The organism is Flavobacteriales bacterium (assembly GCA_016716605.1).
Taxonomy (GTDB): domain Bacteria; phylum Bacteroidota; class Bacteroidia; order Flavobacteriales_F; family PHOS-HE28; genus PHOS-HE28.
In genome coordinates this window covers 3,540,675-3,563,957 of sequence record JADJWA010000001.1, presented here as the reverse complement: position 1 = coordinate 3,563,957, position 23,283 = coordinate 3,540,675, and the positions used below count along the sequence as shown (strand labels likewise).

Sequence of the window (23,283 nt, the reverse complement as noted above, 5' to 3'; positions counted from 1 at the left end):
GGGGGTCAGGGGCAAAGGCTGGCGCAGGGTCATTGCGCCCCCACCTGCCCCTGCTTCTCGGGATCAGGGAACCTCAACGGTATTCAGCACACGGTCGATGATCTCGTTCACCGTGATGTTCTCAGCCTCGGCTTCGTAGGTGAGCCCGATGCGGTGGCGCAGGACATCGGGGCACATGGCCCTCACATCCTCGGGGATCACGTAGCCGCGACGCTTGGTGAAGGCCAAGGCCTTCGCGGCGAGTGCCATGTTGATGCTGGCGCGCGGGCTCCCACCGAAGGCGATCATGCCGGTGAGGTCACCGAGCCTGTGCTGGTCGGGCTTGCGCGTGGCATGCACGATATCGACGATGTAATGCTCGATCTTCTCATCCATGTAAACCTCGCGCACGAGCTGGCGCGCCGTGAGGATCTCCGTTGGGGAGACCACACGCTGCGGCTCGGGTTGCTTGCCGGCCCGCGTGTTCTGCCGGATGATGAGCTTCTCTTCCTCCTGGCGCGGATAGTCCAGCACCACCTTCAGCATGAAGCGATCAGTTTGCGCCTCGGGCAATGGATAGGTGCCTTCCTGTTCGATGGGGTTCATGGTGGCCAGCACAAGGAAGGGCTCCGGCAGGGGGTAGGTGGTCGAGCCGATGGTGACCTGCCGCTCCTGCATCGCCTCCAGCAAGGCGCTCTGCACCTTGGCGGGCGCTCGGTTGATCTCGTCAGCGAGGATGAAGTTGCTGAACACGGGCCCCTTCTTAACCGTGAACTCCTCGTTGCGCTGGCTGTAGATGAGCGTGCCGATGAGGTCGGCGGGGAGCAGGTCGGGCGTGAACTGGATGCGGCTGAAGCCGGCGTCGATGGTGCGCGCAAGCGATTTGATCGCGAGGGTCTTGGCCAGGCCGGGCACGCCCTCGAGCAGCGCATGGCCATCGGCCAGCAGGGCAACGAGGAGCTTCTGCACCATGTCCTTCTGCCCCACGATGGATTTCTCCATCTCGTGGTCGATCAGATCCACGAATGCGCTCGCTTGCTGGATGCGGTCGTTGAGCGCGCGGATACCCTCTGAGGTGACGCTCTGCTCGGATCGAGAGATGGTGGGTTCCATGAGGATAGCTGGTTGAAGGCAAAGGTGCCGGGGGCGCTTCCGGGGCGATGACGGCCCGCCGTTAAAGCGTGTTAACCAGCGCTGCCGCTACTTTCGGCGCATGCACAGCAATTCAACACCGCTCACGCTCGCCGAGGCCACCGCGCACGTGCGCGCCTTCCACGACGCCTTCGGGATCGCCAATGCGCAATCGCCGACCGGGAACATCGGTGACCGCGATGCCCTGCTCCGGTACAAGCTGATCCGCGAGGAGAACGAGGAATACCTCGAAGCGGCCTTGCGCGGCGATCTGGTGGAGGTTGCCGATGCGCTCGGCGATATCCTGTACATCCTCTGCGGCACTTTGCTCAAGCATGGGCTCGAGCACAAGATCGACGCGGTGTTCAGGGAGATCCAGCGCAGCAACATGAGCAAGCTAGGCGCCGATGGCAAGCCGATCTACCGGGCGGACGGCAAGGTGATGAAGGGGCCCGGTTACTTCAAGCCCGACATCGCCGCGCTGCTCGAGGGATCGAAGGCGTGATCAGCGCGATCATTCATAGGCGAGGCACCACGCAAAGAGAGCCTTGATCGCTGCTTCTTCCCGGTGCGGATCCGGAGCGTTGCGCCAAGGAAATCGGTGAAGGCCACGTGCCGGCGCAATGCCCCATCGCCGACAGCGCGACATCCATCAGGGCTGCTGCACGAACCGCAGCGAGCGTCGCCCTTCGCGTTCAACCAGCGTGACCAGGTATGTGCCATTCGGCAAGACATCCACCGGCAACAGGGCGTCCTCGCCGGCAGCCAACCGCAGCGCATGCCGCGCGACCAATCGCCCGGCGTCATCGCGCAGCTCGGCCGCGCCATCGAAGCGCCCGGCGCCGCGGATGATCAAGTGCCCGTGCGCAGGACCGAGCAATCGGAATCCATTCACCGCATCGCGCTCCGCTGACCCGGTCACCACATCGTGCAGGTCGAAGAAGTACGCGGTGGCCACATTGCCGGGACTGCCCCACGCAGCGCCCAACAGGCCATTGGCGAGCGGCACCAGCGCAGGCGCGCCATTGATGCCCTCCACGCGCGGCACGTTCTCGCTGAAGGCGGTGGCGCTGCTGAACGCACTGGGCAACCCGGCGCTGGCTGTGCGGTACTCGAGGCGATCCACGGCAGGGTCACCGGAGGCCGGCACCGAATAGCGCGCGTAGATCAGCTCGCATCGCGTGGTGCCCCCCCATCCGCGCGCAATGGCAGTGAAGCCGGCGATGCGCTCACCATTGCCGCCCGCCAATTGGAAGGGCGATCCGTACACGGCGCCGTTGTTGGTGCTCACGCGGCCATGCAAGGTGCTCGTGGCCGCTGGGCCCTGCTCCCAGAAGAACCAGACGCGGCCATTGCGGATCGCTGCGGCGTAGCGCCACTTGTCCACCGTATCATCGGTCACCACATCCTGGAAATTGGCGGCGCTCACGTTCAGGTTGCCCGGCGAGCTGGTGTTGTAGAACGCGGCGCGGATGCGGCTCTTGGGCCGATCCGCGAGCACGGGGCCATAGTAATTGAGGATCACGGTATCGGCGGGGCTCACCGAAACGCGCGGCACGGCGCCATTGCCGGTGACGAGCGCCTCGTTGCCGGTCCAAGTGATGCCGCCATCGCCGCTGCCCGCGCGGCGGATGGAGTTGCCCGTGCTCAGCTGCACGAAGAGGTAGATCCAGCCGGTGCTCGACACGGCCGCATCGAATTCAGAAGCGCTATAGGCCATGTACGCGCCGCTGTTTGCCGTGGCCGTGTTGTAGAAGCGCACCGTGGTCCCGTCGAGGTAGGCGCACACAACGGCATTCGGCAGCCGCAGCATGCGGACACGCTGGCAAACGCCGATGCCTGCAATGGAGTAGGGGGCATCGCTCCAAGTCTGGCCCTGATCATCGCTCACGAGGAAGTGAATGAGAATTCCGTCATTGGCGGCGGTATCAGCCAATGCCGCGATCAGCTGGCCGTTGGGCGCTTCGGCGGCATCGTGGCTCCCAGCCATCGTGATGCCCATGAAGCTGTCAGGGCCCCACGCCTGTGAAACGGAAGCGCTTACCAAGCCAAGAAGGAGTGTGAACAGCGGTTTCATGGGGTTGAAAGTAACGGTGGTGCGACCTTCGATTACGCGCGCCCGATAGCCTGCGCACCTTCAGGCTCCATAGGCCATCATACGCCGAACCGCCCATCACGCATCCGCATAAGCGATTGGATCGCTTCCCTAGGTTGCGCAAGCGCGATGGACGACAAACCCGTCATTGCGGAACAGATGGACATTACCACGAATGCACTCAACTGGTTCGAGATCGCCGTGAGCGATCTTGACCGCGCGCAACGCTTCTATGAGACCGTCTTCGGCATCAACATGGAGGCCATGGACTTCCCTGGCATGCAGATGCGCGCCTTCCCCGGCGATGGCATGAACGGCAAAGTGGGCGGCGCACTGGTGAAGAGCGAGCAGCACACGCCGAGCGCCACGGGCGCGGTGATCTACCTGAATGCGAATCCCGATCTGAGCGAGGCGCTGGGCCGCGTGGAGAAGGCCGGGGGCCAGGTGATGGTGCCCAAGACGCAGATCTCACCCGAGATCGGCTACATGGCTTTCTTCATGGACACCGAGGGCAACGCGGTGGCCATGCACAGCCAGGGTTGAGAACGGGTCACCGCTTCACCACCTTCACGCTTTGCCGCCCGGTCGCACTTTCGACCAGGAGGTGATAGGCGCCGGGGCTCAGGTAGCGCAGGTCGGCGAAGGCACGGCCATCAGCATGCATGGGTGCATCGTGGATCAGCATGGCCTCGCGGCCCAAGGCATCGCGAAGGCTGATGCGCACGCGTTGATTGCTGGTGCTGCCTAGGGTGATGGCGAGGATGTCGCTGGTGGGGTTGGGGTACACTTCGGTGAGGACCGGTCCCTGTGCTTCAATGCCCGCGTTGATGTCGAGCACGCGGAAGCGCCACCATCCGTGCGGCGCGGTGATGGGGCGCACCTGCTGCTTGCCGCTATTGGCCGTGGCGTGGATGTAGTAGTAGATGAGGCTGCCGGCGGGATGCGCGGGGATGGCGGCGTTCCAGCTATTGTTGGCGCCAGCCGTCATGCTCACCGGCGTATAGCCGGCGGTCGTGTCGGTGGTCCAATAGACCTCAGCTGATGCGATACCGCTCTTGTGCCGGATGTATGCCTCCACGTCGTAGGGGATGGCAGTCTCGTACGTGTCGGTGAGGCGCTGGTGGCGGATCAGCAAAGGATCGGCCACGCCGATGGTCTTGGTGATGCAGTGGATGGCGCCGCTCTGGCTGATGATGTTGTTGCCGCTGTCGTCGCAATCGATGCCCACCACGCGGTAGCCGGGCAGGTTCTCGCGCAGGATGCGCAAGCCGGTGGTGTCGTACTGTTCGCGGTAAGTGGGCACGATCACCGTTTTGTTGATGAAGATGTTGTTGGCATACGTGCGGTAGCTGGCCGTGGGAGGGTAGGCGCCCCCGGTGCTAGGCGGCATGGGGATGCGCGCGATTCGGTAGGGCGTGCCGAATACCGAGTTGTAGTTGGCCATGATGGCCTGGATGTTCTGCTCGAGTTGGGGGCCATCGCTCACGCCGGTAGGGAACTCCCCGATCAGCAGGGTCTCCTCATCGAGCAGCTTCATGTGCATGTCGATGTGGTGGATGCCGTCGTAGGGCAAAGTGTTCATCTTGATGTAGCGCCCGGGTTGGATGCCCATGAACTGGTTCATCACATTGTCCACGCCGGCCGCATCGCGAACCGTGGTGTTGTAATCGCCGTTGGGGCCGTTCTCCTCGAGCACCAGGTTGCTGCTGAATGCGGTGCCGAAGCCATCGGCCATGAAGTTGCCGCCGGTATGCACCAGGTCCCATGGCGCAGCGGTGGTGCTGTAGATGCCGATGTTCTTCGCCGCAGCGATCTCGTCGCTCAGCGCATTGTCCAGTGGACGCGGGCGATTATAGATCCAATCGAGCAGGTAGAGCGAGTCCACCTCGTTGGCGTAAATGCACTCCGGACCGTAATCGCGCATCCAGATGCTGTTGAAGGGCGCTTCGAGGAAGCTGATGTTATCGAGGTCTGTGATGGGGCCGCCGTTACTGGTGCTCTGCAGGGTGTTCATCACGGCATCCTGATCGCTGCACACGATCAGCACCTCGCACTCGTCCTTCGCGTAACGCACGATCTGCTTCAGGATCCCGGGAAAGCTCGTCCAAGTGATCACCAGGGTCTGCACCTCCTCCCATTCCGCCATGGTGCGGGGTGTGAAGGAGGGCGGAGTGGTGATCCCGCGCGCGCCTGCAGCGAGGCCTTCCCGATAAGCCGGGATCAGCGGCACCTCATGCGGCGCGATCTGGTGCGGAAGGTCCTGGGCTTGCAGGTTGATAGCCAAGGCAAGGGCGGAGAATGCAGCGAAGTGCTTCATGGTTCTGGATAGTGAGCCGCAAGGTAGCGCGCGGCCCTATGCGATCGAGTAGGCTTCGACCTAAGGCTGATTCCATCCGCTGGACCCATCGATGAAAGCTAGCCGCGCGCCATCTGTCGCGCTGAGCAATGAAAGGCTTGGATGCAGCGGGACAAGGCGCGCTGTGCGCTTCAATCATCAACCATTCACTCCGGGGACCGCGACGTGGGCCCTTTCCGCTTTCCTCCCAGCTGCTCGCGCACAGCCAGCACGCCGCGTACGTAGTTGAACACCTGGCTGCCGTTGCAATAGCCGTTCTTCATGCCAGGCCGCAGGTAGTAGCGGGGCTTGGCCAGCAGCAGCACTGCGCGTTCCACATGGCCATCCCAGCGCGTAGGGTCAAGGCCGAGCTGATCGGCAAGGCGCTGTGCGTCGATGATGTGCGCAGGACCGGCGTTGTAACTGGCCAGCACGAAGCGCATGCGCTGCTGGCGGTCGGGGATGGCGCGCAGCCAGATGGTGTCGAGCCGGGCGAGGTAGCGCGCAGCAGCGCGGATGTGGTCCTCTACCACGCTACTGGTATCGAGGCCGAAGCGGGCTGCGGTGCGCGGCATGATCTGCATGATGCCCATGGCGCCTTTGTGCGAGGTCACGGTACTATCGAATCGCGATTCCTTCCAGGCCATGGCGGCCAGCAGCTTCCAGTCGTAGGCTAGGCCCGAAGCGTGCGCGCGGAAGTACTGGTCGAAGGGCGAAATGCTATCGCGGGAGAGGCCTCTCATGCGGCGCGCGCGCAAGGGACCTGGTGGCGGCACAGGGGCCGTATGTGCCTTGATCAGTTTCGCCAACGCCATGAGCTCGCGTTCATCGCTCTGCCAGGCCTCTAATGATCTGCGCAGGGCCGGTGCGTTGCGGCGGATCACGAATCGCCAAGGCAGCGCCTCGCCTGCGGGTCCTTCGAATTGCAAGGCTGGGAGGCGCGTAGCTTCATGCTCGGCACGCAGGCGCGAAACGATGGCGGCGGGCACGCGGCCCAAGAGCACCTCGGTGAGCAATTCATCTTCCGTGTCAACGCTGTCGTGCAGCGCGCGCTGCACCGTGAATTTGTTCCATCCAGAATACCGTTGGTGCGCGAAAGGCGAGGAAATGGCAAGCGCTGCGCTGTCCATGACGGGACCCAGCGCCGGACCGGTGCTTTCTTGCGCATCAGGTCGCAGCCTGACGATCATAGGCACCGAAGAAGCGAAGGGGGCGGATTGATGGTAGTGGCGCCGTTCGGCACGGTCCAGGAAGAGAGGCGCAATGATGAGGTCTGCCCGGCCATCCCAGAGAGCGGCGAGCATGTCGTCGGGATGCTCCATAGGCACGGCGCTGACGTTTAGGCCTTGCGCCTTTGAGAAGCCCGTGATCCACTGCCACGCCAGTCCGCGTTCGCCTTTCGGCGTTTCTTCCCACACGAGGGGGTCTCGCAGCACGATCACGCGCAGTGTGTCGTTCGCGATGATGTCGAGATCACGTTCCGCTTCGATGCCGCTCCAGGGATCAATTGGGTCGTCATTCACTACGGTCCATTGAACCAGAGCGTACACCAGGATGAAGGCCGCTGCGGCCGCTACGAACACCCACCACCTGCGCTTCATGCTTCGGCCACGTGTACGATGATGCCTTGAAGGAAGGGTTCGAACTCCTGCTCGAATTGGCTACGGTGATCGAGGAGCACCTTTTCGGCGCCTGCCATCCGGGAACCATTCACCGCGCGCCGGCTGAGGCCGTGCAATGCCCTGGCCAAGCCATCGAGGCGGGCATAGCTGGTGAGCCAGTCTCCCGCGACCATGTACGGGAGCATGCGCTGCGTGCGCTCGGGCATGTGCGCCGCGTTGGCTTGCAGCACCTCATACATGCGCGCGGCGAAGCGGTGCAACGGTTCCGTGTGCCAGCGTTCCCATTGGTGCGCGAGCAAGTGGTCGAAGAAGAGGTCGAGCACCACGGGCGCGTAGTGGCCAGTGTGCGTTCGAAGCGCCGTGCGGCCTGTGTGCTCGGTCCGGTGCGCATCGGTGAAGGTGTCAATGCGGCGATGCAGGCGTATGCCTTGCTGCAGGCGAGGATCGAAACGGGATAGGTCGCGGCCCTTCACCGCGTCGGCCATGAAATTGCCAGTGATTACCAGCGGATCGTCGCCGCTGAGGAAGAGATGTCCGAGGAAATTCATGGCGGCGGCAAGGTAGCGTGGTGCCGGGGGCGCCTTCCGCCATGCGTTCTCGCCGCTCATGTAGGTGATTCAGGCCCACCGCACGGGCGGGTAACTTGCGCGGCGAACATGGACCACGCGCGCTCACGGCCCTTGCAGCGCATCCCGCGCTGGGCGATCTATTGGTCGGCGCAATTCATCGGATGGGGACTCTTCTTCGGGCTGAGCCTGCTGGCTTCATGGGTTGACGGCACCTACGATCCTCGGCTCTGGCGCATGCTACTGCCTGAGCTCGCCACCGGCATCGGCGTCAGCCATTTCCTGCGAGCGGTGATCGTTCACCGCCATTGGCTCGAGCGGCCCATCGGCGTGGTGCTGCCCCGCATCGCACTGGCTGCGGTGGTGCTCAGCGTACCGGCCTTCATCGTCGAAGGCGTACTGGTCTCGGCCGTGCTAGCCGATGCTTCGGCCATCGTGGCGCGCGCGACCTTGGAGCATGTTGCGCGCCTGATCAATTGGGCCCTGCTGCTGGCGGTGTGGAGCTTCCTGTACTTCGCCTACGGCTATTTCATGAGGCACCGGCGCGAGGAGATTCGCAACCTTCGGCTGGAGGCCGCCAACCGCGAGAACCAGCTGGGTACCCTGCGCGCGCAGATGAATCCCCATTTCATGTTCAATGCGCTCAATGGCATCCGCGCGCTCATCGACGAGGACCCTCACCAGGCCAAGCGCGCCATCACGCAGCTCAGCGCTATCCTGCGCAATGCGATGACCACCGTGCGGCGCCGCACCGTTCCGCTCGGCGAGGAGCTCGATATCGTGAAGAGCTACCTGGCGCTCGAGGCCATGCGTTACGAGGAGCGCCTGCGCGTGCGCTTCCACGTGGACGAATCGCTCGTGCGTGAGCACGTGCCGCCCATGCTGCTGCAGACCTTGGTGGAGAATGCCGTGCGCCACGGCGTAGCCCGCTTGCCGCAAGGCGGCGACCTCGTGATCGGCGCGCAGCGCGGCGTGCATGGCATGGTGCTCTCCGTGGCCAACAGCGGCCATTACGAGCCTGGCAAGGTGAACGGCTCGGGCATCGGCCTGCGGAACACGCGCAAGCGGCTCGATCTCATCTACGGGGGGAATGCGGCCATGCGCATCGGCAACCACGAAGGAATGGTGCTCATGGAGGTGGAATTGCCGCTGAACCCGGCCTACAGCACCCGACCTGACTCATCCCAACCTTCAACCTGAACGAGAAATGAAAGCCCTAGTGATCGATGACGAGCGCCTGGCGCGCAAAGAGCTCATCTCCCTGTTGGAGAAGCACGATTCCATCGAGGTGGTCGGTGAAGCGGCCAACGCCGATGAGGCGGAGGCACTGATCGCCGAGAAGAAGCCCGACCTGCTCTTCCTCGACATCAACATGCCAGGGCGCACCGGCTTCCAGCTGCTCGAGTCGCTCGACCATGCGCCGCATGTGGTCTTCGTCACGGCGTACGATGAGCACGCGCTCGAAGCCTTCAAGGTGAACGCGCTCGATTATGTGATGAAGCCAGTGGACCCGGAGCGCCTGGCCGCGGCCATCAGCAAATTGCCGCACAAGAGCGAAGAGGGCGCACCGCAGCGCGAAGTGCTGAAGGCGGAGGACCAGATCTTCCTCAAGGACGGCGAGAAGTGCTGGTTCGTGACACTCAAGGACGTGCGCTACTTCGAAAGCGAGGGCAACTATGTGCGCGTGCGCTTCGCCGACCAGAAGCCGCTGGTGCTACGCTCGCTGAACAAGCTGGAAGAGAAGCTCGATCCGCTCGTCTTCTTCCGCGCCAACCGCAAGCACATCATCAACCTGCGCTGGGTGGACAAAATCGAGCCATGGTTCAGCGGCGGCCTCATGGTGAAGCTCAAGCACCTGGGCAAGGACGGCGAGCCGGAGGCCATTGAGGTGAGCCGCAGGCAGGCCGCGCGATTCAAGGACTTGCTGAGCCTGTGAACGCGCTCACAGATTCTCTGGCAGCCACTTCATCCGGATCGCCTCGAATTCCTTCGGGAACCAGCGGCGGAGCACCGCCACATGATAGTTGTAGGGCTTGTGCTGATAGAATGAAGGCTCTTTGCGGTAGAGCTCAGGGTTGGTGAAATGGCCATCGGCATCGCGTGGCTCCAACCGAAGGATCGAATCGTTCCGCAAGCAGCTGCTGTCCTTCAGGCAAACGGGATAGGCGAACGGCGCCAGGTCCATGCGACCCTCCATCGGTGCATAGTTGATCTCGTCCCGGTAAGGCGGCAGTTCCACTTCACCCACGGTGCTCGCAATGCGCTTCTCCACGGAACCGCTCAAGTAAGCCGTGATCCCCGTGATCGGCCTGCGCAGCATCTTGATCGCGGCCGACCGCACCCGGCCCATCGGGTCCAACGGCTCTTGGCCGGTGATCACCGCGAAGACGCGATCGCTGCTCACCAAGCGGCCATCGTCGTAGGCCAGGGGCATGCGCGGCACCGGGTCAGCCGGATTCACCAGGCTGAAGCAGCCGGCGCCTTGCGCATTCATCTCGGAGAATTCATCCATGAAGGCACGGTTGCCCACCATGGGGTGCGCAAAGGCATAGGTCTTGATCCGGATCGGCGCACCGATCGCCGATGACGGCAGATGATGCAAGTAGGCGCGCAGCAGCAGCGCGAGCGCCCCGCCCTGGCTGTGGCCAGTGATGATGAGGTCTCGGACGCCGTTGTCGTTGAGATGGCGAATCCGCGCGACCGCGTCGTTCGCGATGCAGGCGATGCCAAGCGCATAGCCGGCATGCACGGCTGCTGCGGTGTCCTCCGCGAAGCGGTATGGGAAGGGCCGCCCATCGATGCGGATGACGCCTTGGGCCGGGATCATGGCGGCCTGGATATTCTCCATCCAGCTTATCGCGCTCGAGGTGGAGCCGCGGATCTCCAGCACGGCCATGTCACCCTTGCGGAAGAGCTGGAACTTGTTGTCCATGCCCATCACCGGCGATTCATACACGCGCTGGTAACCGTCGGGGATCATGTCGCCATCATCGCCATACAATTCCATGAAGGTGTGCGTGGTGCACAGCGCGCTGAGATCGCGGGCCTCGGCGGGGGCGAAACCCGGTTGGAGCTGGGCTTTCACGCCGGTGCCTGTTGCCGCTGCGAGAAGAATGATGATCACGTATCGGCAGGGCATGGCAATGGAACGCGTGTCGCGAAGGAAATCGCATGCCAAGGAATCTCAGCGGGTTGCTTTGGGCTCTTACCAACGACCGGATCAACAAGCGGGCTGCGTAGGATCAGGGATGAACTCCATGGCCGTGCCCCCAGTTCAGGATGCTGGTGCCCTTCGACCGGCGTGGTGCGGAAATCACGGGATGCCGCGAGAAGGTCAGTGCGATCCGGGAATGGATGGATCGAAAAAGCGCCTGAAGGTCTCCCTCCAGGCGCTTCGTCATTCGTTCGTGATGATTGCTACTCCACGCACTGCCCATTCGCGCAGGTAAAGCCTGGTGGGCAAGGGATTCCGCATTGGCCGCAATTCTGCGGATCGGTGAGCAGATCGATGCCTTCATCCGATTGGCCATCGCAATTGTCGTCGATGGTGTTGCAGGCCTCAGGTGCCGCCGGGTTGATGTCCGGATCCGTGTCATCGCAATCGGAGCTGTTGCTCACGTAACCGGCTGGCTGGTTGCAGGACTGCGCGGTGCTGTTCAGGTCGCCGAAACCATCGAGGTCCAGGTCGCGGTACCAGGTCTGGCCATCGATCGGGTCCTCGTCGATGAGGCCATCGCAATCGTTATCCACGCCATCGCACAGTTCACCAGCGGCATTGTAGGACGATGAAGCGTTCGCATAGTCTGCTGGAGCGCAAACGAGCCAGATGCCATTCACGCAGCTGGATGCCGGCTTCATGGCCCCGCCGCACGCGCCGACCTGGTTCTCGCATGGCACAAGCACAAGGTTGGGGTCGTCCGCATCGATCAGGCCATTGCCCGTGTTGTCGATGCCGTCACAGATCTCCGGGCAGCCGTTGTCATCCACAACGCCGTTGCAATCATTGTCCAGCCCGTCGCAGGGTTCCGGCGCTCCTGGGTACACGGTGTTGCTGTTGTCATCGCAGTCCTGCGGGCCCTGTACGCCATCGCCGTCCTGGTCCACCATGCCGGCGCAGGTGGCGAAGGCCCCATGGCATCCGCTCGCGATCATGCATTCGATGCATTGCGGGGTCCCGGCCACCACTTCGTTAGAACCGAGCAGCCAGGGCAGGCATTGTGGCCCGCAGTTGTTCATGGCACAGATGGCGCGCTCGGCGGCGCATTGCAAGCAGCTCGGAGCGAGCGGCGTTACTACCTGGAGGTAGCCGAGGACGCACTGCCACGCATCGGGTCCAGTTTGACCCTCGCACAAGGTCATGGCATTACCGGTCTCATTCCAAAGCTGCAGATAGTTGTCCTGGATCCATTGCTGATCAGCTGCGGAGCACGAGGGGCATCCGATGCCCGGACCAGCAAGCGGGTAGATGTTCATATCCTGATCATTGCAATCACCCGAGACGGAGACGAACCCGGGCGGCTGGATGCAATCGAAGGTGCCGGTTGAAGTAGTCCCGAAGCCGTCGCCATCTGAATCCTCGTACCAGGTGAAGCCTTCATCCGCTGTTCCGTTGCAATCGTTGTCGAGGCCGTCGCAGAGCTCGTTCGCACCAGGGAACACATCGGCATTGTCGTCGTCGCAATCCCCGTCGCAATTGGTGAACCCATCCTGGTCATTGTCCTCGCACGGCACGCAAACTCCATTCTCGCATATGCCGGATTCGCAAGTGCCTTGGTCAACACCGTAGAAGAAGCCGCACTCGAGGCCTGGGCACCCTTGGGCCGGGAACACGCTGGGGTTGGTGTCGTCGCAATCATGGCCATCCGTGGTGAACTCCGGCCCGGGGGCGTCGCAGGCTTCCACACCGGCGTTAATGTCTCCGAAGCCATCGCCATCCATGTCCGGGTACCAGGTGGTCTGCGCGCCTTCATCCACTTGGCCATTGCAGTTGTTATCGATGCCATCGCAGAACTCGGGAGCGCCGGGGTAGCGATCCGGGTTGGCGTCATCGCAATCCGAGCCGGAGGTCCAGCCATCACCATCCGCATCGGTAAGGCCGAGGCAGTTGATGTAGGCGGGGTCGCAATTGAGCTGCACGCACTCGACGCAACCCGTGCTTCCGAATCCACCGACACACTGGCTAAAGCATGAGCTGAACAGGCATTCCATGCGGTCCAGCGCACAGGAATGGCAGAGCTGTCCCACAGGGATGCTTCCTTCCAACTGTGCTTCCTCCAGTACCGCCTCCGTGCATGTCCGTGCTGCTGGAATGCTGAGTCCATTGGCGAGCAAGCAGCCTTGGAAGGCACCTGCGACGAAGTTCATGTAAGTCTCCTGGTTCTGGTCGATCCAATCCTGATCCGCCGCGGAACAGACCGTGCTGCAGCCTTGGCCGGGGAACCGTGCGGGATCAGTGTCGTCGCAATCCTCGTTGTTGCTGACGTAGCCGATTGGCTGTGCGCAGGCTATCTGGCTCACAGCGGCATCGCCGTAACCGTCATCATCGGCATCCTGGTGCCATGTGGCATGTGCGTTGACATCAGAATTGTTGTCGATGGCGCCATCGCAATCGTTGTCCTTACCGTCGGCACATAGCTCAGGAGCACCGGGGAACACGGTAGGGTCGTTGTCGTCGCAATCCAATGGATCGCTGCATCCGATATGGTCGTACACGCCATCGCCATCCAGGTCGAGGCATCCACCGTTGGCCGCGCTGATGCCCGGGATGATCACGAAGCACCCGTTCCCTTGCTTCAGCGTATCGCCGAGCAGTGAGACTGAGAAGCAATCCACGGCCCGCGCGTGCAGCGCATAAGGCACGCTGAGCAATTGCGTGGTGCCCATGTCTGTGAATGACGAACCACCGGATGCGTCCATCTCCACCTGGATGAAATGCGACGAGGCGCCCCAAGCGATGGCTGGGAAACTTCCCTGCGTTGGCGTGCCGGCACCCACGGCGATGGTGAATAGGCCGAAGGCGCTGGTGGTCAGCGTGTGGGTTTCCTGATAGGCTACCGGACCTCCGGGCGCTTCCGCATGCAGTGAGATCCGCAGGGCGATGGCCTGTGAGGAGAGCACTTGGCCCCCGGCATCCCGGGCCACGCCTTGGAAGTCGAAGCCTTGTGGTGCTTGTGCGAAAGCGCCAGCACTGATCAGCGCGGCGCACAGGATGTGGAGGAAGCGTTTCATGGCGGGATGGTTCAGGGGACTTGCTGCGTGCGGGTGTTTGTGGGCACGCTGCCACCGATGGTCTGCAGGATGGGATCGCGGTCGTTGTCCTCACCCACGTATTTCACCACGCCATCCAGGTTTATGTCCTCGGGCACATAGCCGCTTGATGTGTTGGTGGGCACGCTTCCGCCGATGGCCTGCAGGATGGGATCGCGGTCGTTGTCCTCGCCCACGTATTTGATGGTGCCATCGCCGGTCACATCGCCGGCCCAGAGCAAGCGAACGCTTCCGCGGAGGCGTTGCGCCTCGTTGCCGTAGGTGGCTACGCTGCCATTGGTGAAGTCGATGCTGTTGAGCCCCTGTGCGAGTGGAATCACGCTGGCTGTGAGCACCGGCAAGTGGTTCCGGTGATGGATCGCGATGCGGTAATCGGACGGAAGCGCAGGCAGCTCTACCGGTGATTCGCCATCCATGTCCACCACATCGCCATCGCGCTGAACCACCGCCGACCGCGTGGCCATCAGGGTCACGCCATCGGGTGCGCGCAACTCGATCAGCACCCAATCGACCACGGCGTCATGCCCTGAAACCGAAAGGGCGGAAGGCTGAAGTTGTTCGCCCCCGCCGCCGGAATGCGAGTATCCAAGCGCGGTGAAAGGCTCTTGCAATGGGAGCAGCGCGCTGGTGCGCAGACCGTCGTCCATCAATCCCGAGGATTCCCTGTAAGGGCCATCGAGCAAAGCGCGCATGTTGATCGCGAGCCGGATCGCATCAGGCTGCTGCACGCCAGCAGTGATCAATTCATCCGCAGCGTAGGTGCCGCTCGCAGCTTGGCCCAATGACCAGCCGAGCGAGGCATTGCCCGTAGTCCCGGACCCTCCTGCGGGAACGACAGCCCTTGGTTCGATGCTCTGTGCAAGGGTAAGCGCGCTGAGCGCACAGCAAGCTGAAGCAACGCTCCAGCGGGCGAGGATCCTCCAAGTGGTGCATGTGCGTGTCCGCATGATATTCTGGATTGCGCGTTGCGAAAGTCCCGGACCTGGCGCCAGCCGTCAATAGAACTTTCGTTAGGGTAGGGGACGCGCCGCTGCAAGGAGGATCCCGGACATGCTTCTCCGACTCGTCGAACTAGCTTCGGCCCGCAACCGGATCACATGAGCGACGGCTATGTCAATTCCACCACCGAGGGCAGCATCGCCACGGTCACCTTCCACCACCCTAAGAGCAACAGCCTGCCCGGCCGCATCCTGCGCGGAATCGCGGACGCGATCACGAGCGCAGGGAAGGACCCCTCCACGCGCGTCATTATCCTGCGGAGCGATGGCGACAAGGCCTTCTGCGCCGGCGCCAGCTTCGATGAGCTGGTGGCCATTGAAGATGATGCACGCGGACTGGACTTCTTCAGCGGCTTCGCGCACGTGATCAATGCCATACGCACCGCGCCTGTATTCGTCATCGGCCGCATCCACAGCCATTGCGTGGGCGGCGGCGTGGGCCTCGCCTGCGCGGTGGACATCGCCTATGCGCACAGCAGTGCCAGTGCGCGCCTCAGCGAGCTCGCCGTGGGCATCGGTCCATTCGTTGTCGGGCCTGCGGTGGAGCGGAAAGTGGGCACCGGCCATTTCGGCCTGCTCAGCGCCACGCCCGCCACGCGACGCAGTGCACAATGGTGCGAGCAGCATGGCATCTACGCGGAGGTCTTCGAGACGATGGAGGCGCTGGATGCGCGGATTGACGCACACGCCAGAGAGCTTTCGGCCTACAGCCCAGAAGCCATGGCCGACATCAAACAGGTGATGTGGAATGGCACCGAGGATTGGGATGTGCTCCTGATCGAGCGCGCCAAGATCAGCGGGCGGCTGGTGCTCTCGGAGTTCACGCGCAATGCCATCGCCAAGTTCAAGGCGGAAGCGGCAAAGCGTTGATCCTGCCCGTGCACGGGCTAGAGGGAATTTCCCAATTCCTGCCAAGACACTTGGGCACCGGTTGCTCGAAGGCTGGGGCGGACTCCCCGTAGGCCGCAAAGCCCTACTTTCGCGCGCCTTTTCGCAGGCCCGCCCATGAAAGAGCTCCGCAACATCGCCATCATCGCTCACGTCGACCACGGCAAGACAACGCTGGTGGACAAGATCCTGCACCAATGCCAGCTCTTCCGCGTGAATGAGGAGGTGAAGGACCTGCTGCTGGATAACAATGACTTGGAGCGCGAGCGCGGCATCACCATCCTGGCCAAGAACGTGAGCGTGCGGTACAAAGGCACCAAGATCAACATCATCGACACCCCCGGCCACAGCGATTTCGGCGGCGAGGTGGAGCGCGTGCTCAACATGGCCGATGGCGTGATCCTGCTGGTGGATGCCTTCGAGGGCCCCATGCCTCAGACGCGCTTCGTGCTGGGCAAGGCCATTGAGCTCGGCCTTAAGCCCGTCGTCGTGATCAACAAAGTGGATAAGCCGAACTGCACGCCGGAAGAGGTTCATGAAGCCGTCTTCGATCTCATGTTCGCCCTTGATGCGAGCGAGGACCAGCTCAACTTCCCCACGGTTTACGGCAGCAGCAAGCAAGGGTGGATGGGACCCGATTGGAAGACGCCGACGGAGGATGTGAGCCACCTGCTCGATGTGATCCTGGAGCACGTGCCTGCGCCCAAAGTGGTGGAAGGCACCTTGCAGATGCGCATCACCAGCCTCGACTACAGCAGCTTCCAAGGCCGCATCGCCGTGGGCCGCATCACGCGCGGCAGCATCAAGCCCGGCCAGCCGATCACGCTGATGAAGAACGATGGCACCGTGAAGAAGGGCCAGGTGAAGGAACTCATGGTCTTCGAAGGCCTCGGCAAGGAGAAGGTGAAGCAGGAGGTGGGCTGCGGCGAGATCGTGGCCGTGATGGGCCTCGAGAACTTCGACATCGGCGATACCGTGGCCGATGCCGAGAACCCCGAGGGACTGCCCAAGTTCAAGGTGGACGAGCCCACCATGAGCATGCTCTTCACCATCAACAACTCGCCTTTCTTCGGCAAGGAGGGCCAGTTCGTGACCAGCCGCCACGTGCGCGACCGGCTCTTCAAGGAGATCGAGAAGAACCTGGCCATGCGCCTGCAAGAGACCGACAGCCCGGACCGCCTGCTGGTCTTCGGCCGCGGCATCCTGCACCTGAGCATCCTGGTGGAGACCATGCGCCGAGAAGGCTACGAGTTCCAGCTCGGTCAGCCGCAGGTACTGTACAAGGAGATCGATGGCGAGCGCCATGAGCCGATCGAGTTCCTCACCGTGCAGGTGCCGGATCAATTCAGCAGCCGCGTGATCGATCACGTGACCCGGCGCAAGGGCGAGATCCTCAACATCGAGCAGAAGAGCGACCGCGCCGTGCTCGAGTTCAAGATCCCGGCACGAGGGATCATCGGCCTGCGCAACGCGCTGCTCACCGCCACCGAGGGCGAGGCCATCATCGCGCACCGCTTCGCCGGATACGAGCCGCACAAAGGCTCGATCGCCGCGCCGCGCCCAGGTTGCATCGTCAGCGGTGAGCAGGGCGCCGTGGTCGCCTACGCCATCGATAAGCTGCAGGACCGCGGCAAGTTCTTCGTGGATCCAGGCGATGAGATCTACGTGGGCCAGGTGATCGGCGAGAGCCCCAAGCCAGGCGAGGAACTGGTAGTGAACGTGGTGCGCACCAAGAAGCTCACGAACATGCGCGCCAGCGGCACCGACGAGAAGCTCAATATCGCCCCTGCGGTGAAGTTCAGCCTCGAGGAGTGCATGGAGTACATCGCCGATGATGAGTACCTGGAGGTGACGCCCAAGAGCCTGCGCATCCGCAAGATCCTATTGGACGAGAACGAGCGGAAGCGCGCGGCGAAGCGGATGCAGGAGGCCTGAGGCACCTGTGCCCAGAATCACCCCGCGGAATGGGATCACCGGTTCTTGATCTTGCATCAAGATGACCGAGGCGATGCTCGGTCATTGGACGGGTTGCAGGGAGATGCCCTGGATGCCGCGCAACGTGCGCCGCTCAGCTTTCCGCGTGGATCCGGCCCAGCAAGTAGGATTTGCCCACGATCTCCGAGCAGGTGGCAACGGCACTCACGGTCACGCCCAACAGTCCGTGCAGGTTCAGGTTCTGGCCGGTGAGCAGCAGGTTGGGCACTTTGGTGCGCGGTGCGATGAAGGTGCGCAACGGCGAGGCGCTGTCCTTGCGGATGCCGTAGATCGTGCCATCGGGCGTGCCGATGTAATCCCGGAAAGTGAGCGGCGTGGTGCTGTGCACCGATTTGATCCCTGCCCGCAGGCCCGGGAACCGCTCCTCGATGATGTCGATCAACTGCTGCTCACGCGCGTGCTTGAACTCGAGGTAAGCAGGATCACGTTCGCCCGGTTCGGCCACGGTGCTCCGGCTGCCGGCCCATTGTTCCACCTCGCGGTAGCGCATGTACGTCATCACGGTGATGGCCTCCGCTTGATCGGGTGATCGCTTGGTGGCCGGCGTGGAGAGCATGTAGCCCGATGGCCATCGGCCCTCGGTGTAATCCACGGCGTCCCACACGCCGCCGTATAGCATGCGGTACACATTGTAATTGAGGTAAGGGAAGGCTCCGGGCTTCATCACCAGGTGCAGCGCGTGCGATGCCACCGTGTTCTCCAGCGATTTGATCCGTGTGCGGTAAGCGGGCCGCAGATGTCCAGGCTCGATCATGTCCATCAGCACGGCCGGATGGATGTTGGCGATGCAATAGGTGCAGGCGAACGACTCGCCGGAAGCGGTCAGCACGGCGCGTACGCCATCCGGACCCATGTCGAATCCGGTGACGCGGGTGCGCGAGCGGATCTCGGCGCCGGCCGACCGGGCGTTGCTCGCCAGGTGCTTGGCGATCTGCGATCCTCCATCGACGCAGCGCCACGAGCTCTCTACGTAGGTGTTCTGCACCAGCGCGTGCACATAGAAGGGCGATGCATGATCGCCTGCGTAAAGGGCATTGTTGCCGGCGAGCACCGTGCGCAGGGTCTCATTGGCCGTAAGCGATGCGATCACCTGCTCCGCGTTCAGCGAGAGGCGCTCGTCCATCCAGTCCTTGGTATCGGTATCGCGCACGCGATAGAGCGGGAACAGGTCACAGGTCTCCTGCACCAGCTGCGCGTACCGTTCAATGGCACTGCGCTCACCGGGGAAGTGCTCGGCCAAGCGGGCCACGAAGTTGTCCCAGCCTTGCGCGTACGGGTAGCTCACCGGGTCGTTCGGCAACTCGATCCGGTCGAAGGCATCCATGTCCATGCGCCGCAGCTTCAGCTTGTCAATGATCCCGTAATAGCTGAAGTAGCGGTGCAGGTTCTGGCCGGGCATCAATCCGCCGATGTAGTGCACGCCCGTATCGAACACGGTCTTGTCGCGGCTGAATACCTGGAGCGTGCCGCCGAGCTGGTGGTTCTGCTCCAGCACCAGCACCTTCATCCCCTCGCGGGCCAGTGTCACGGCGCATTCCAGGCCGCCAAGCCCTGCGCCGACGATGACCACGTCGTAGCGCTCGCTGCTCATGCCTTGGAGAGGATGGCCAAGGCGTTGGAGGTCCTGTTCGCGTGGTGGGCCCATTCCACCTTCAGCCCTGCTGCTGAGGCCATTCCTTCGAATTCCGTACGCGAGATGAAATGCATGTCGTTCTCTGTTTTGCTGAAGCCGGCCGCTACCGCGAATCGTTCGGTCATGACCGTGCGCTCATGCCCTTCCCCGCTTGCCCGGAAGCCGTCGCGAACATAGATCGCCCCGCCCGGAGCCAAGGCCGATGCGCATCGGTCGAGCACCATGCGCTGCTCATCGGGAAACAGGTAATGCAGCACGTCCTTCAGCACGAAGGCATCGGAGAGCGGCAACGGAGAGGTCCGCGCATCGCCCTCGGCCACTGTGATGCCGGCCCAAGGCCGCGCGGCCTCGCGGGCAATGGCCACCTTCTCCGGATCGCGCTCGAGGGCGGTGACCGTGCGGCCGCGTGAGCACCAGTGCAGGAGCAGGGCCACTATGCCGTGCCCGCTGCCGATGTCCGTGATACGTGCATCCGGCGCGATCCTGGAATGGAGCAGTTCGTGAAGCTCCGCATCCATGCGCCCCTTGATGCGCGTATGCCATTCGAGCACCGGCCCTTTGTAGGTGAATGTGCGCACCAATCGCTCGTGGAAATAGCGCGGAGTCTCCCGTTCGCGCCGCAGCGCCCCGTATTGGGCCTTGTACCAGGCGGAGATCGCCTTCGTGCGGTCACGGGCACCGGTGCCGAATCGAGGATCGCCCGGCTCGATTGGCGGGAGCGGCCGCATGGTGATGGTGGCGTTCTTCAGCAGCGCATCGCCTTTGCTCATGGCATCGCCGAATCCGTGAAGCAGCACCGGCACGATGGGCGCGCCGATCGCCTCAGCGATATGGAAGGCACCCTTGTGGAAGCGGCCGATGCTGCCATCGCGCGATCGCGTGCCCTCTGGGAAGATGATCACTGAGATGCCATCCGCGATATGCTCCCGCGCGCGCTCCACGTTCGGCTCCGTTCCGTCCTCGCTGCGGAGATAGCCCGCATAGCGCACCACACGGCCGAAGAAGGGGCTGTTCCACACCCAGCGGTTGGTCATCATCACCGCCCGCGGGGTGATCATGAGCATGGCCAGGATGTCGATGAAGGAGGCATGGTTCGCGATCACGATCGCCGGCCGGTCCTTCAGCAGCGGCGCGAAGGAACGGATGTCCTTGCGGACGTTCGCCATCACGTAAACGAGCGATCCGGTGAAGAGCCGTACGACGCTGCGCGTCCAGTGCTGCTTGGCGCGCTTGGGCGCAGGCACCGCCATGAACAGCAGCCAGGAGATGCTCAGCAGGATGCAGCCCAGCAGGAAATAGCTGAAGGCGAAGAGCGAGATCAGCAGGGAAAGCAGCGTGAAGGGTTGCCGGCCCCTGGCCGCGCGGTCGCCGATGAAGAGGCCGAAGAGCGCCGGCTGCGCGGTGAGCGCTACCGCCAGAAGTGCCGCCATGCCGGTGACGGAGAGCGCAGCGATGGAGCGCAGGGCGGGATGCGCGGCCAGGAAGAGCGCACCGGTGCCGATGATGGTGGTGACTGCCGAGAGCACGATGGCGCTGCGGAAGGAGCGCGTATGGTCGGTGCCGGTGCGGTGCCTGGCGAGCAGGCCCTCGGTGGTGAAGATGCAGTAGTCGTCACCGAGGCCGAAGATGAAGGTGCACACCATGATGTTCACCAAGTCGAAGCGGATGTCGAGCAGCCCGCAGAGCCCGAGGATCCAGGACCAGCCCAGGGCCATGGGCATGAAGGTGAGCAGCGCCAGCTCGATGCGGCCGTAGGTGACCAGCAGTGCAACGAAGACGATCCCGATAGTGCGCCAGAGGATCCCGTTGAGGTCGTCCTCGATCACCTTCGCCACGTGCGCGCTGAGCTGGCCACGGTGCATCGCTTCCACGCCTTCGAGCGCGGCCATGCGCTGGCTGAGCGCATCCGCATCATCCGGTGGCACCAGCAGCCGGACGGCCACGAGGGTTTCACCATCCGCCGATCCGATGAATTCGCCGGGCAGTACCGGGCCCGTGGTCATCGGCAATGGCCGTTCGACACTTTCAATCTGCTGCACGAAGCCGTCGAAGGCTTCAGGCGTGAATCCGTTCCTGAATGCCGCTTCGCGAATGCGCCTGGCCAATCGATCCGCAGGCTCAGCATGGAAGGCGTCGCTCCAGGCCTTCAACCTGAATTGCGCTGTGCGCTTCGAAGGAGCCAGGTCGCATGGCAGCGCTTCTGCCCATCTCCCCGCGCTGCGCTCAACGGCAATGGCCTCCTCCAAGCGTTGCCGCGCTTCTTCCTGCGTTCGGCCCTTGCCGGCGATGAACACCGGCACCGCGCGATCGCCACGGCCTTCCATCCGGTCCCGCACCTCGCGCATGTCCTCCGGGATCAGGCTCAATCGCTCCGGATCGGCATCCTGCTGCACCTTTCCAGCGAAGGGAAGCAGGCCAGCGGTGACGATCACGATACCCAGTAGCGCGATCCATCGGCCTACACCCGGACGATGCGCATTCATTCCGCTTTGCGATCGGCTTCCTTGCATGGAGCGTGCGTACCCGGGCGGAACGAAATGCGGCAGCACCACCAGCACCATGAAGAGCGCCCCGGCCAGCATGAAGCCCGCGATCATGCCCAGATCGGCGAGCACGCGGCTGCTGGCGAATGACAAAGCACCGAAGGCGAGCACCGTGGTTATGCAGCCCAACAGCATGGGCGCCGTGACCTCGCGCAGCGTTTCGGCCGCATCTCGCCGGTGGCGCAGGTGCGTGAGGAAGTGGAAGGAATAATCGAGCGCGATGCCGAGCAGGGCGGAGCTGGCACCGATCGCCAGGCCGGAGATGCTGCCCCGGAAGAACGCCAGTGCGCCAACGCCAAGGACGAAGCCGAATGCCGGCGGCAACAGGAAGAGCGGCATGAAGCGCAGGTCGCGGTAATACCAGATCAGCAGCAACAGCACCAGCGCAAGGGCCACGGCCGACGTTCGCATGGAATCGGCGCCGATGGCGGTGCGATTGGCCACCTCCATGGGCCCAGTTCCGAACGCTTCCGCACGAACCACGGAGGAAGCTGCGGAGCTCATGCACCGGTTGATCGCGGCTACCAGGTGATCGGGTCCCGCAGCTCCTTCGGCAGTGGGCCAGAGCAAGGCCACCGCCATGCTGCTGTCCGGGCTGAAGAGCACGCCATCGATGAGCAGTGCGCTAGCCGTTGTGGGGCCTGCAGTGATCCGGTCGCGCAAGCCGCTCGTGAATCCGAAGGGGTCGGCGAGGAGCAACTCCGCATCGAATTCGCCACCGGGTGCCGCAAGGGCAGCCCGCAACGCGCCGAGGGCGCTATCGAGCGCCGCTTCGTCGGCCGATGCCAGCCAGCGGAGTCGGGTCGGATCGGCGTGGATCGGGATTCGATCGGTGATCGTACGCAGCAGGGCATCGGCCCATGCTGCATCCGGCCGGCAGAACACGCTGTCGATCACGCCCGATCGATCGGCATGCGCCGCTGCCACGAAACGATCCGCTGATGCGATAAGGCTGTCCCGATCCGGACCTTCACCGAAGAAACCGACCGTAATTGGTCCTCGGCTTCCGCTCTGATTGAGCAGCGCACGGAAATGCTTCAAGGAGGGATCGTCCGGGAGCGCATCGAACAGGTCGGTGCCGAAACGGGCTCGTGAAGCTGACCATACTGCGAGCCCGGCGATGATGGCGGCTACCAGTGCCCACCCCCAACGGCGGCCATGGGTGCGCTTGTACAATGCTGCCGCTGCTCCTCCCATCTGACCTTGGCGGGTAAACATAGGCGAAGGCCTA

Annotated in this window: 16 protein-coding genes; 6 read left to right on the top strand and 10 right to left on the bottom strand. The window is 63.2% G+C overall.

Features of this window, described 5'->3' with window-relative positions; all coding sequences use genetic code 11:
• Window positions 1-63 precede the first annotated feature (63 nt).
• Window positions 64-1,092 (bottom strand): MoxR family ATPase, encoded by a 1,029-nt coding sequence (locus IPM12_14465; GenBank protein MBK9149010.1) that lies wholly within the window; start codon window positions 1,090-1,092, stop codon window positions 64-66.
• Window positions 1,093-1,192: 100 nt separating this feature from the next.
• Between IPM12_14465 and IPM12_14460 the strand changes: the two genes are divergently transcribed.
• Window positions 1,193-1,615 (top strand): nucleoside triphosphate pyrophosphohydrolase family protein, encoded by a 423-nt coding sequence (locus tag IPM12_14460; GenBank protein ID MBK9149009.1) that lies wholly within the window; start codon window positions 1,193-1,195, stop codon window positions 1,613-1,615.
• Window positions 1,616-1,762: 147 nt separating this feature from the next.
• Here IPM12_14460 and IPM12_14455 read toward each other — a convergent pair whose 3' ends face one another.
• Window positions 1,763-3,187, bottom strand: a complete 1,425-nt coding sequence (locus IPM12_14455; protein ID MBK9149008.1) for a hypothetical protein — start codon at window positions 3,185-3,187, stop codon at window positions 1,763-1,765.
• Window positions 3,188-3,364: 177 nt separating this feature from the next.
• On the opposite strand from IPM12_14455, the gene IPM12_14450 reads away from it, so the two are divergent.
• On the top strand, window positions 3,365-3,748 hold the full coding sequence (locus tag IPM12_14450; protein ID MBK9149007.1) for a VOC family protein: 384 nt from the start codon (window positions 3,365-3,367) through the stop codon (window positions 3,746-3,748).
• Window positions 3,749-3,755: 7 nt separating this feature from the next.
• Here the strand turns inward: IPM12_14450 and IPM12_14445 are convergent, their stop codons facing one another.
• The 3 genes from IPM12_14445 to IPM12_14435 all read right to left on the bottom strand — a co-directional run bounded on the left by IPM12_14445 (window position 3,756) and on the right by IPM12_14435 (window position 7,710).
• Window positions 3,756-5,522, bottom strand: coding sequence for an agmatine deiminase family protein (locus tag IPM12_14445; GenBank protein MBK9149006.1), 1,767 nt, complete (start codon window positions 5,520-5,522; stop codon window positions 3,756-3,758).
• A 185-nt stretch (window positions 5,523-5,707) separates the two neighbouring features.
• Window positions 5,708-7,141: a transglycosylase SLT domain-containing protein gene (locus IPM12_14440; GenBank protein ID MBK9149005.1), complete on the bottom strand. Its 1,434-nt coding sequence runs from the start codon at window positions 7,139-7,141 to the stop codon at window positions 5,708-5,710.
• The gene (locus IPM12_14435; protein ID MBK9149004.1) at window positions 7,138-7,710 is read right to left on the bottom strand and encodes a DUF479 domain-containing protein; all 573 of its coding nucleotides are present in this window, start codon (window positions 7,708-7,710) and stop codon (window positions 7,138-7,140) included. The genes IPM12_14440 and IPM12_14435 overlap by 4 nt, the downstream gene beginning before the upstream one ends.
• Window positions 7,711-7,818: 108 nt before the next feature.
• On the opposite strand from IPM12_14435, the gene IPM12_14430 reads away from it, so the two are divergent.
• Window positions 7,819-8,928 carry a histidine kinase gene (locus IPM12_14430; protein ID MBK9149003.1) on the top strand — a complete coding sequence of 370 codons (1,110 nt, stop codon included), beginning with the start codon at window positions 7,819-7,821 and terminating at the stop codon, window positions 8,926-8,928.
• A gap of 7 nt (window positions 8,929-8,935) precedes the next feature.
• Complete coding sequence (locus IPM12_14425) at window positions 8,936-9,664, top strand: response regulator transcription factor (protein ID MBK9149002.1); 729 nt, start codon at window positions 8,936-8,938, stop codon at window positions 9,662-9,664.
• A 6-nt stretch (window positions 9,665-9,670) separates the two neighbouring features.
• On the opposite strand, the gene IPM12_14420 is transcribed toward IPM12_14425, so the two are convergent.
• The 3 genes from IPM12_14420 to IPM12_14410 form a co-directional block, all read right to left on the bottom strand.
• Window positions 9,671-10,867 (bottom strand): hypothetical protein, encoded by a 1,197-nt coding sequence (locus tag IPM12_14420; GenBank protein ID MBK9149001.1) that lies wholly within the window; start codon window positions 10,865-10,867, stop codon window positions 9,671-9,673.
• A 278-nt stretch (window positions 10,868-11,145) separates the two neighbouring features.
• Entirely contained in the window at window positions 11,146-13,956 is a 2,811-nt protein-coding gene (locus tag IPM12_14415; GenBank protein MBK9149000.1) for a putative metal-binding motif-containing protein, read from the bottom strand.
• Window positions 13,957-13,967: 11 nt separating this feature from the next.
• On the bottom strand, window positions 13,968-14,942 hold the full coding sequence (locus tag IPM12_14410; GenBank protein ID MBK9148999.1) for a hypothetical protein: 975 nt from the start codon (window positions 14,940-14,942) through the stop codon (window positions 13,968-13,970).
• 150 nt (window positions 14,943-15,092) lie between these two features.
• Between IPM12_14410 and IPM12_14405 the strand changes: the two genes are divergently transcribed.
• Complete coding sequence (locus tag IPM12_14405) at window positions 15,093-15,863, top strand: enoyl-CoA hydratase/isomerase family protein (protein MBK9148998.1); 771 nt, start codon at window positions 15,093-15,095, stop codon at window positions 15,861-15,863.
• A 135-nt stretch (window positions 15,864-15,998) separates the two neighbouring features.
• On the top strand, window positions 15,999-17,816 hold the full coding sequence (typA, locus tag IPM12_14400) for a translational GTPase TypA (protein ID MBK9148997.1): 1,818 nt from the start codon (window positions 15,999-16,001) through the stop codon (window positions 17,814-17,816).
• 133 nt (window positions 17,817-17,949) lie between these two features.
• Here the strand turns inward: typA and IPM12_14395 are convergent, their stop codons facing one another.
• The gene (locus tag IPM12_14395; protein MBK9148996.1) at window positions 17,950-19,467 is read right to left on the bottom strand and encodes an NAD(P)/FAD-dependent oxidoreductase; all 1,518 of its coding nucleotides are present in this window, start codon (window positions 19,465-19,467) and stop codon (window positions 17,950-17,952) included.
• A complete protein-coding gene (locus IPM12_14390) occupies window positions 19,464-23,249 on the bottom strand; it encodes a 1-acyl-sn-glycerol-3-phosphate acyltransferase (GenBank protein MBK9148995.1) in 3,786 nt (1,261 codons plus the stop codon). The genes IPM12_14395 and IPM12_14390 overlap by 4 nt, the downstream gene beginning before the upstream one ends.
• Window positions 23,250-23,283 lie beyond the last annotated feature (34 nt).

Excerpts from the sequence above, each read along its gene's own strand:
- IPM12_14465 (MBK9149010.1), bottom strand. The coding sequence starts at position 1,092 with ATGGAACCCACCATCTCTCGATCCGAGCAGAGCGTCACCTCAGAGGGT.
- IPM12_14460 (MBK9149009.1), top strand. The coding sequence starts at position 1,193 with ATGCACAGCAATTCAACACCGCTCACGCTCGCCGAGGCCACCGCGCAC.
- IPM12_14455 (MBK9149008.1), bottom strand. The coding sequence starts at position 3,187 with ATGAAACCGCTGTTCACACTCCTTCTTGGCTTGGTAAGCGCTTCCGTT.
- IPM12_14450 (MBK9149007.1), top strand. The coding sequence starts at position 3,365 with ATGGACATTACCACGAATGCACTCAACTGGTTCGAGATCGCCGTGAGC.
- IPM12_14445 (MBK9149006.1), bottom strand. The coding sequence starts at position 5,522 with ATGAAGCACTTCGCTGCATTCTCCGCCCTTGCCTTGGCTATCAACCTG.
- IPM12_14440 (MBK9149005.1), bottom strand. The coding sequence starts at position 7,141 with ATGAAGCGCAGGTGGTGGGTGTTCGTAGCGGCCGCAGCGGCCTTCATC.
- IPM12_14435 (MBK9149004.1), bottom strand. The coding sequence starts at position 7,710 with ATGAATTTCCTCGGACATCTCTTCCTCAGCGGCGACGATCCGCTGGTA.
- IPM12_14430 (MBK9149003.1), top strand. The coding sequence starts at position 7,819 with ATGGACCACGCGCGCTCACGGCCCTTGCAGCGCATCCCGCGCTGGGCG.
- IPM12_14425 (MBK9149002.1), top strand. The coding sequence starts at position 8,936 with ATGAAAGCCCTAGTGATCGATGACGAGCGCCTGGCGCGCAAAGAGCTC.
- IPM12_14420 (MBK9149001.1), bottom strand. The coding sequence starts at position 10,867 with ATGCCCTGCCGATACGTGATCATCATTCTTCTCGCAGCGGCAACAGGC.
- IPM12_14415 (MBK9149000.1), bottom strand. The coding sequence starts at position 13,956 with ATGAAACGCTTCCTCCACATCCTGTGCGCCGCGCTGATCAGTGCTGGC.
- IPM12_14410 (MBK9148999.1), bottom strand. The coding sequence starts at position 14,942 with ATGCGGACACGCACATGCACCACTTGGAGGATCCTCGCCCGCTGGAGC.
- IPM12_14405 (MBK9148998.1), top strand. The coding sequence starts at position 15,093 with ATGAGCGACGGCTATGTCAATTCCACCACCGAGGGCAGCATCGCCACG.
- typA (MBK9148997.1), top strand. The coding sequence starts at position 15,999 with ATGAAAGAGCTCCGCAACATCGCCATCATCGCTCACGTCGACCACGGC.
- IPM12_14395 (MBK9148996.1), bottom strand. The coding sequence starts at position 19,467 with ATGAGCAGCGAGCGCTACGACGTGGTCATCGTCGGCGCAGGGCTTGGC.
- IPM12_14390 (MBK9148995.1), bottom strand. The coding sequence starts at position 23,249 with ATGGGAGGAGCAGCGGCAGCATTGTACAAGCGCACCCATGGCCGCCGT.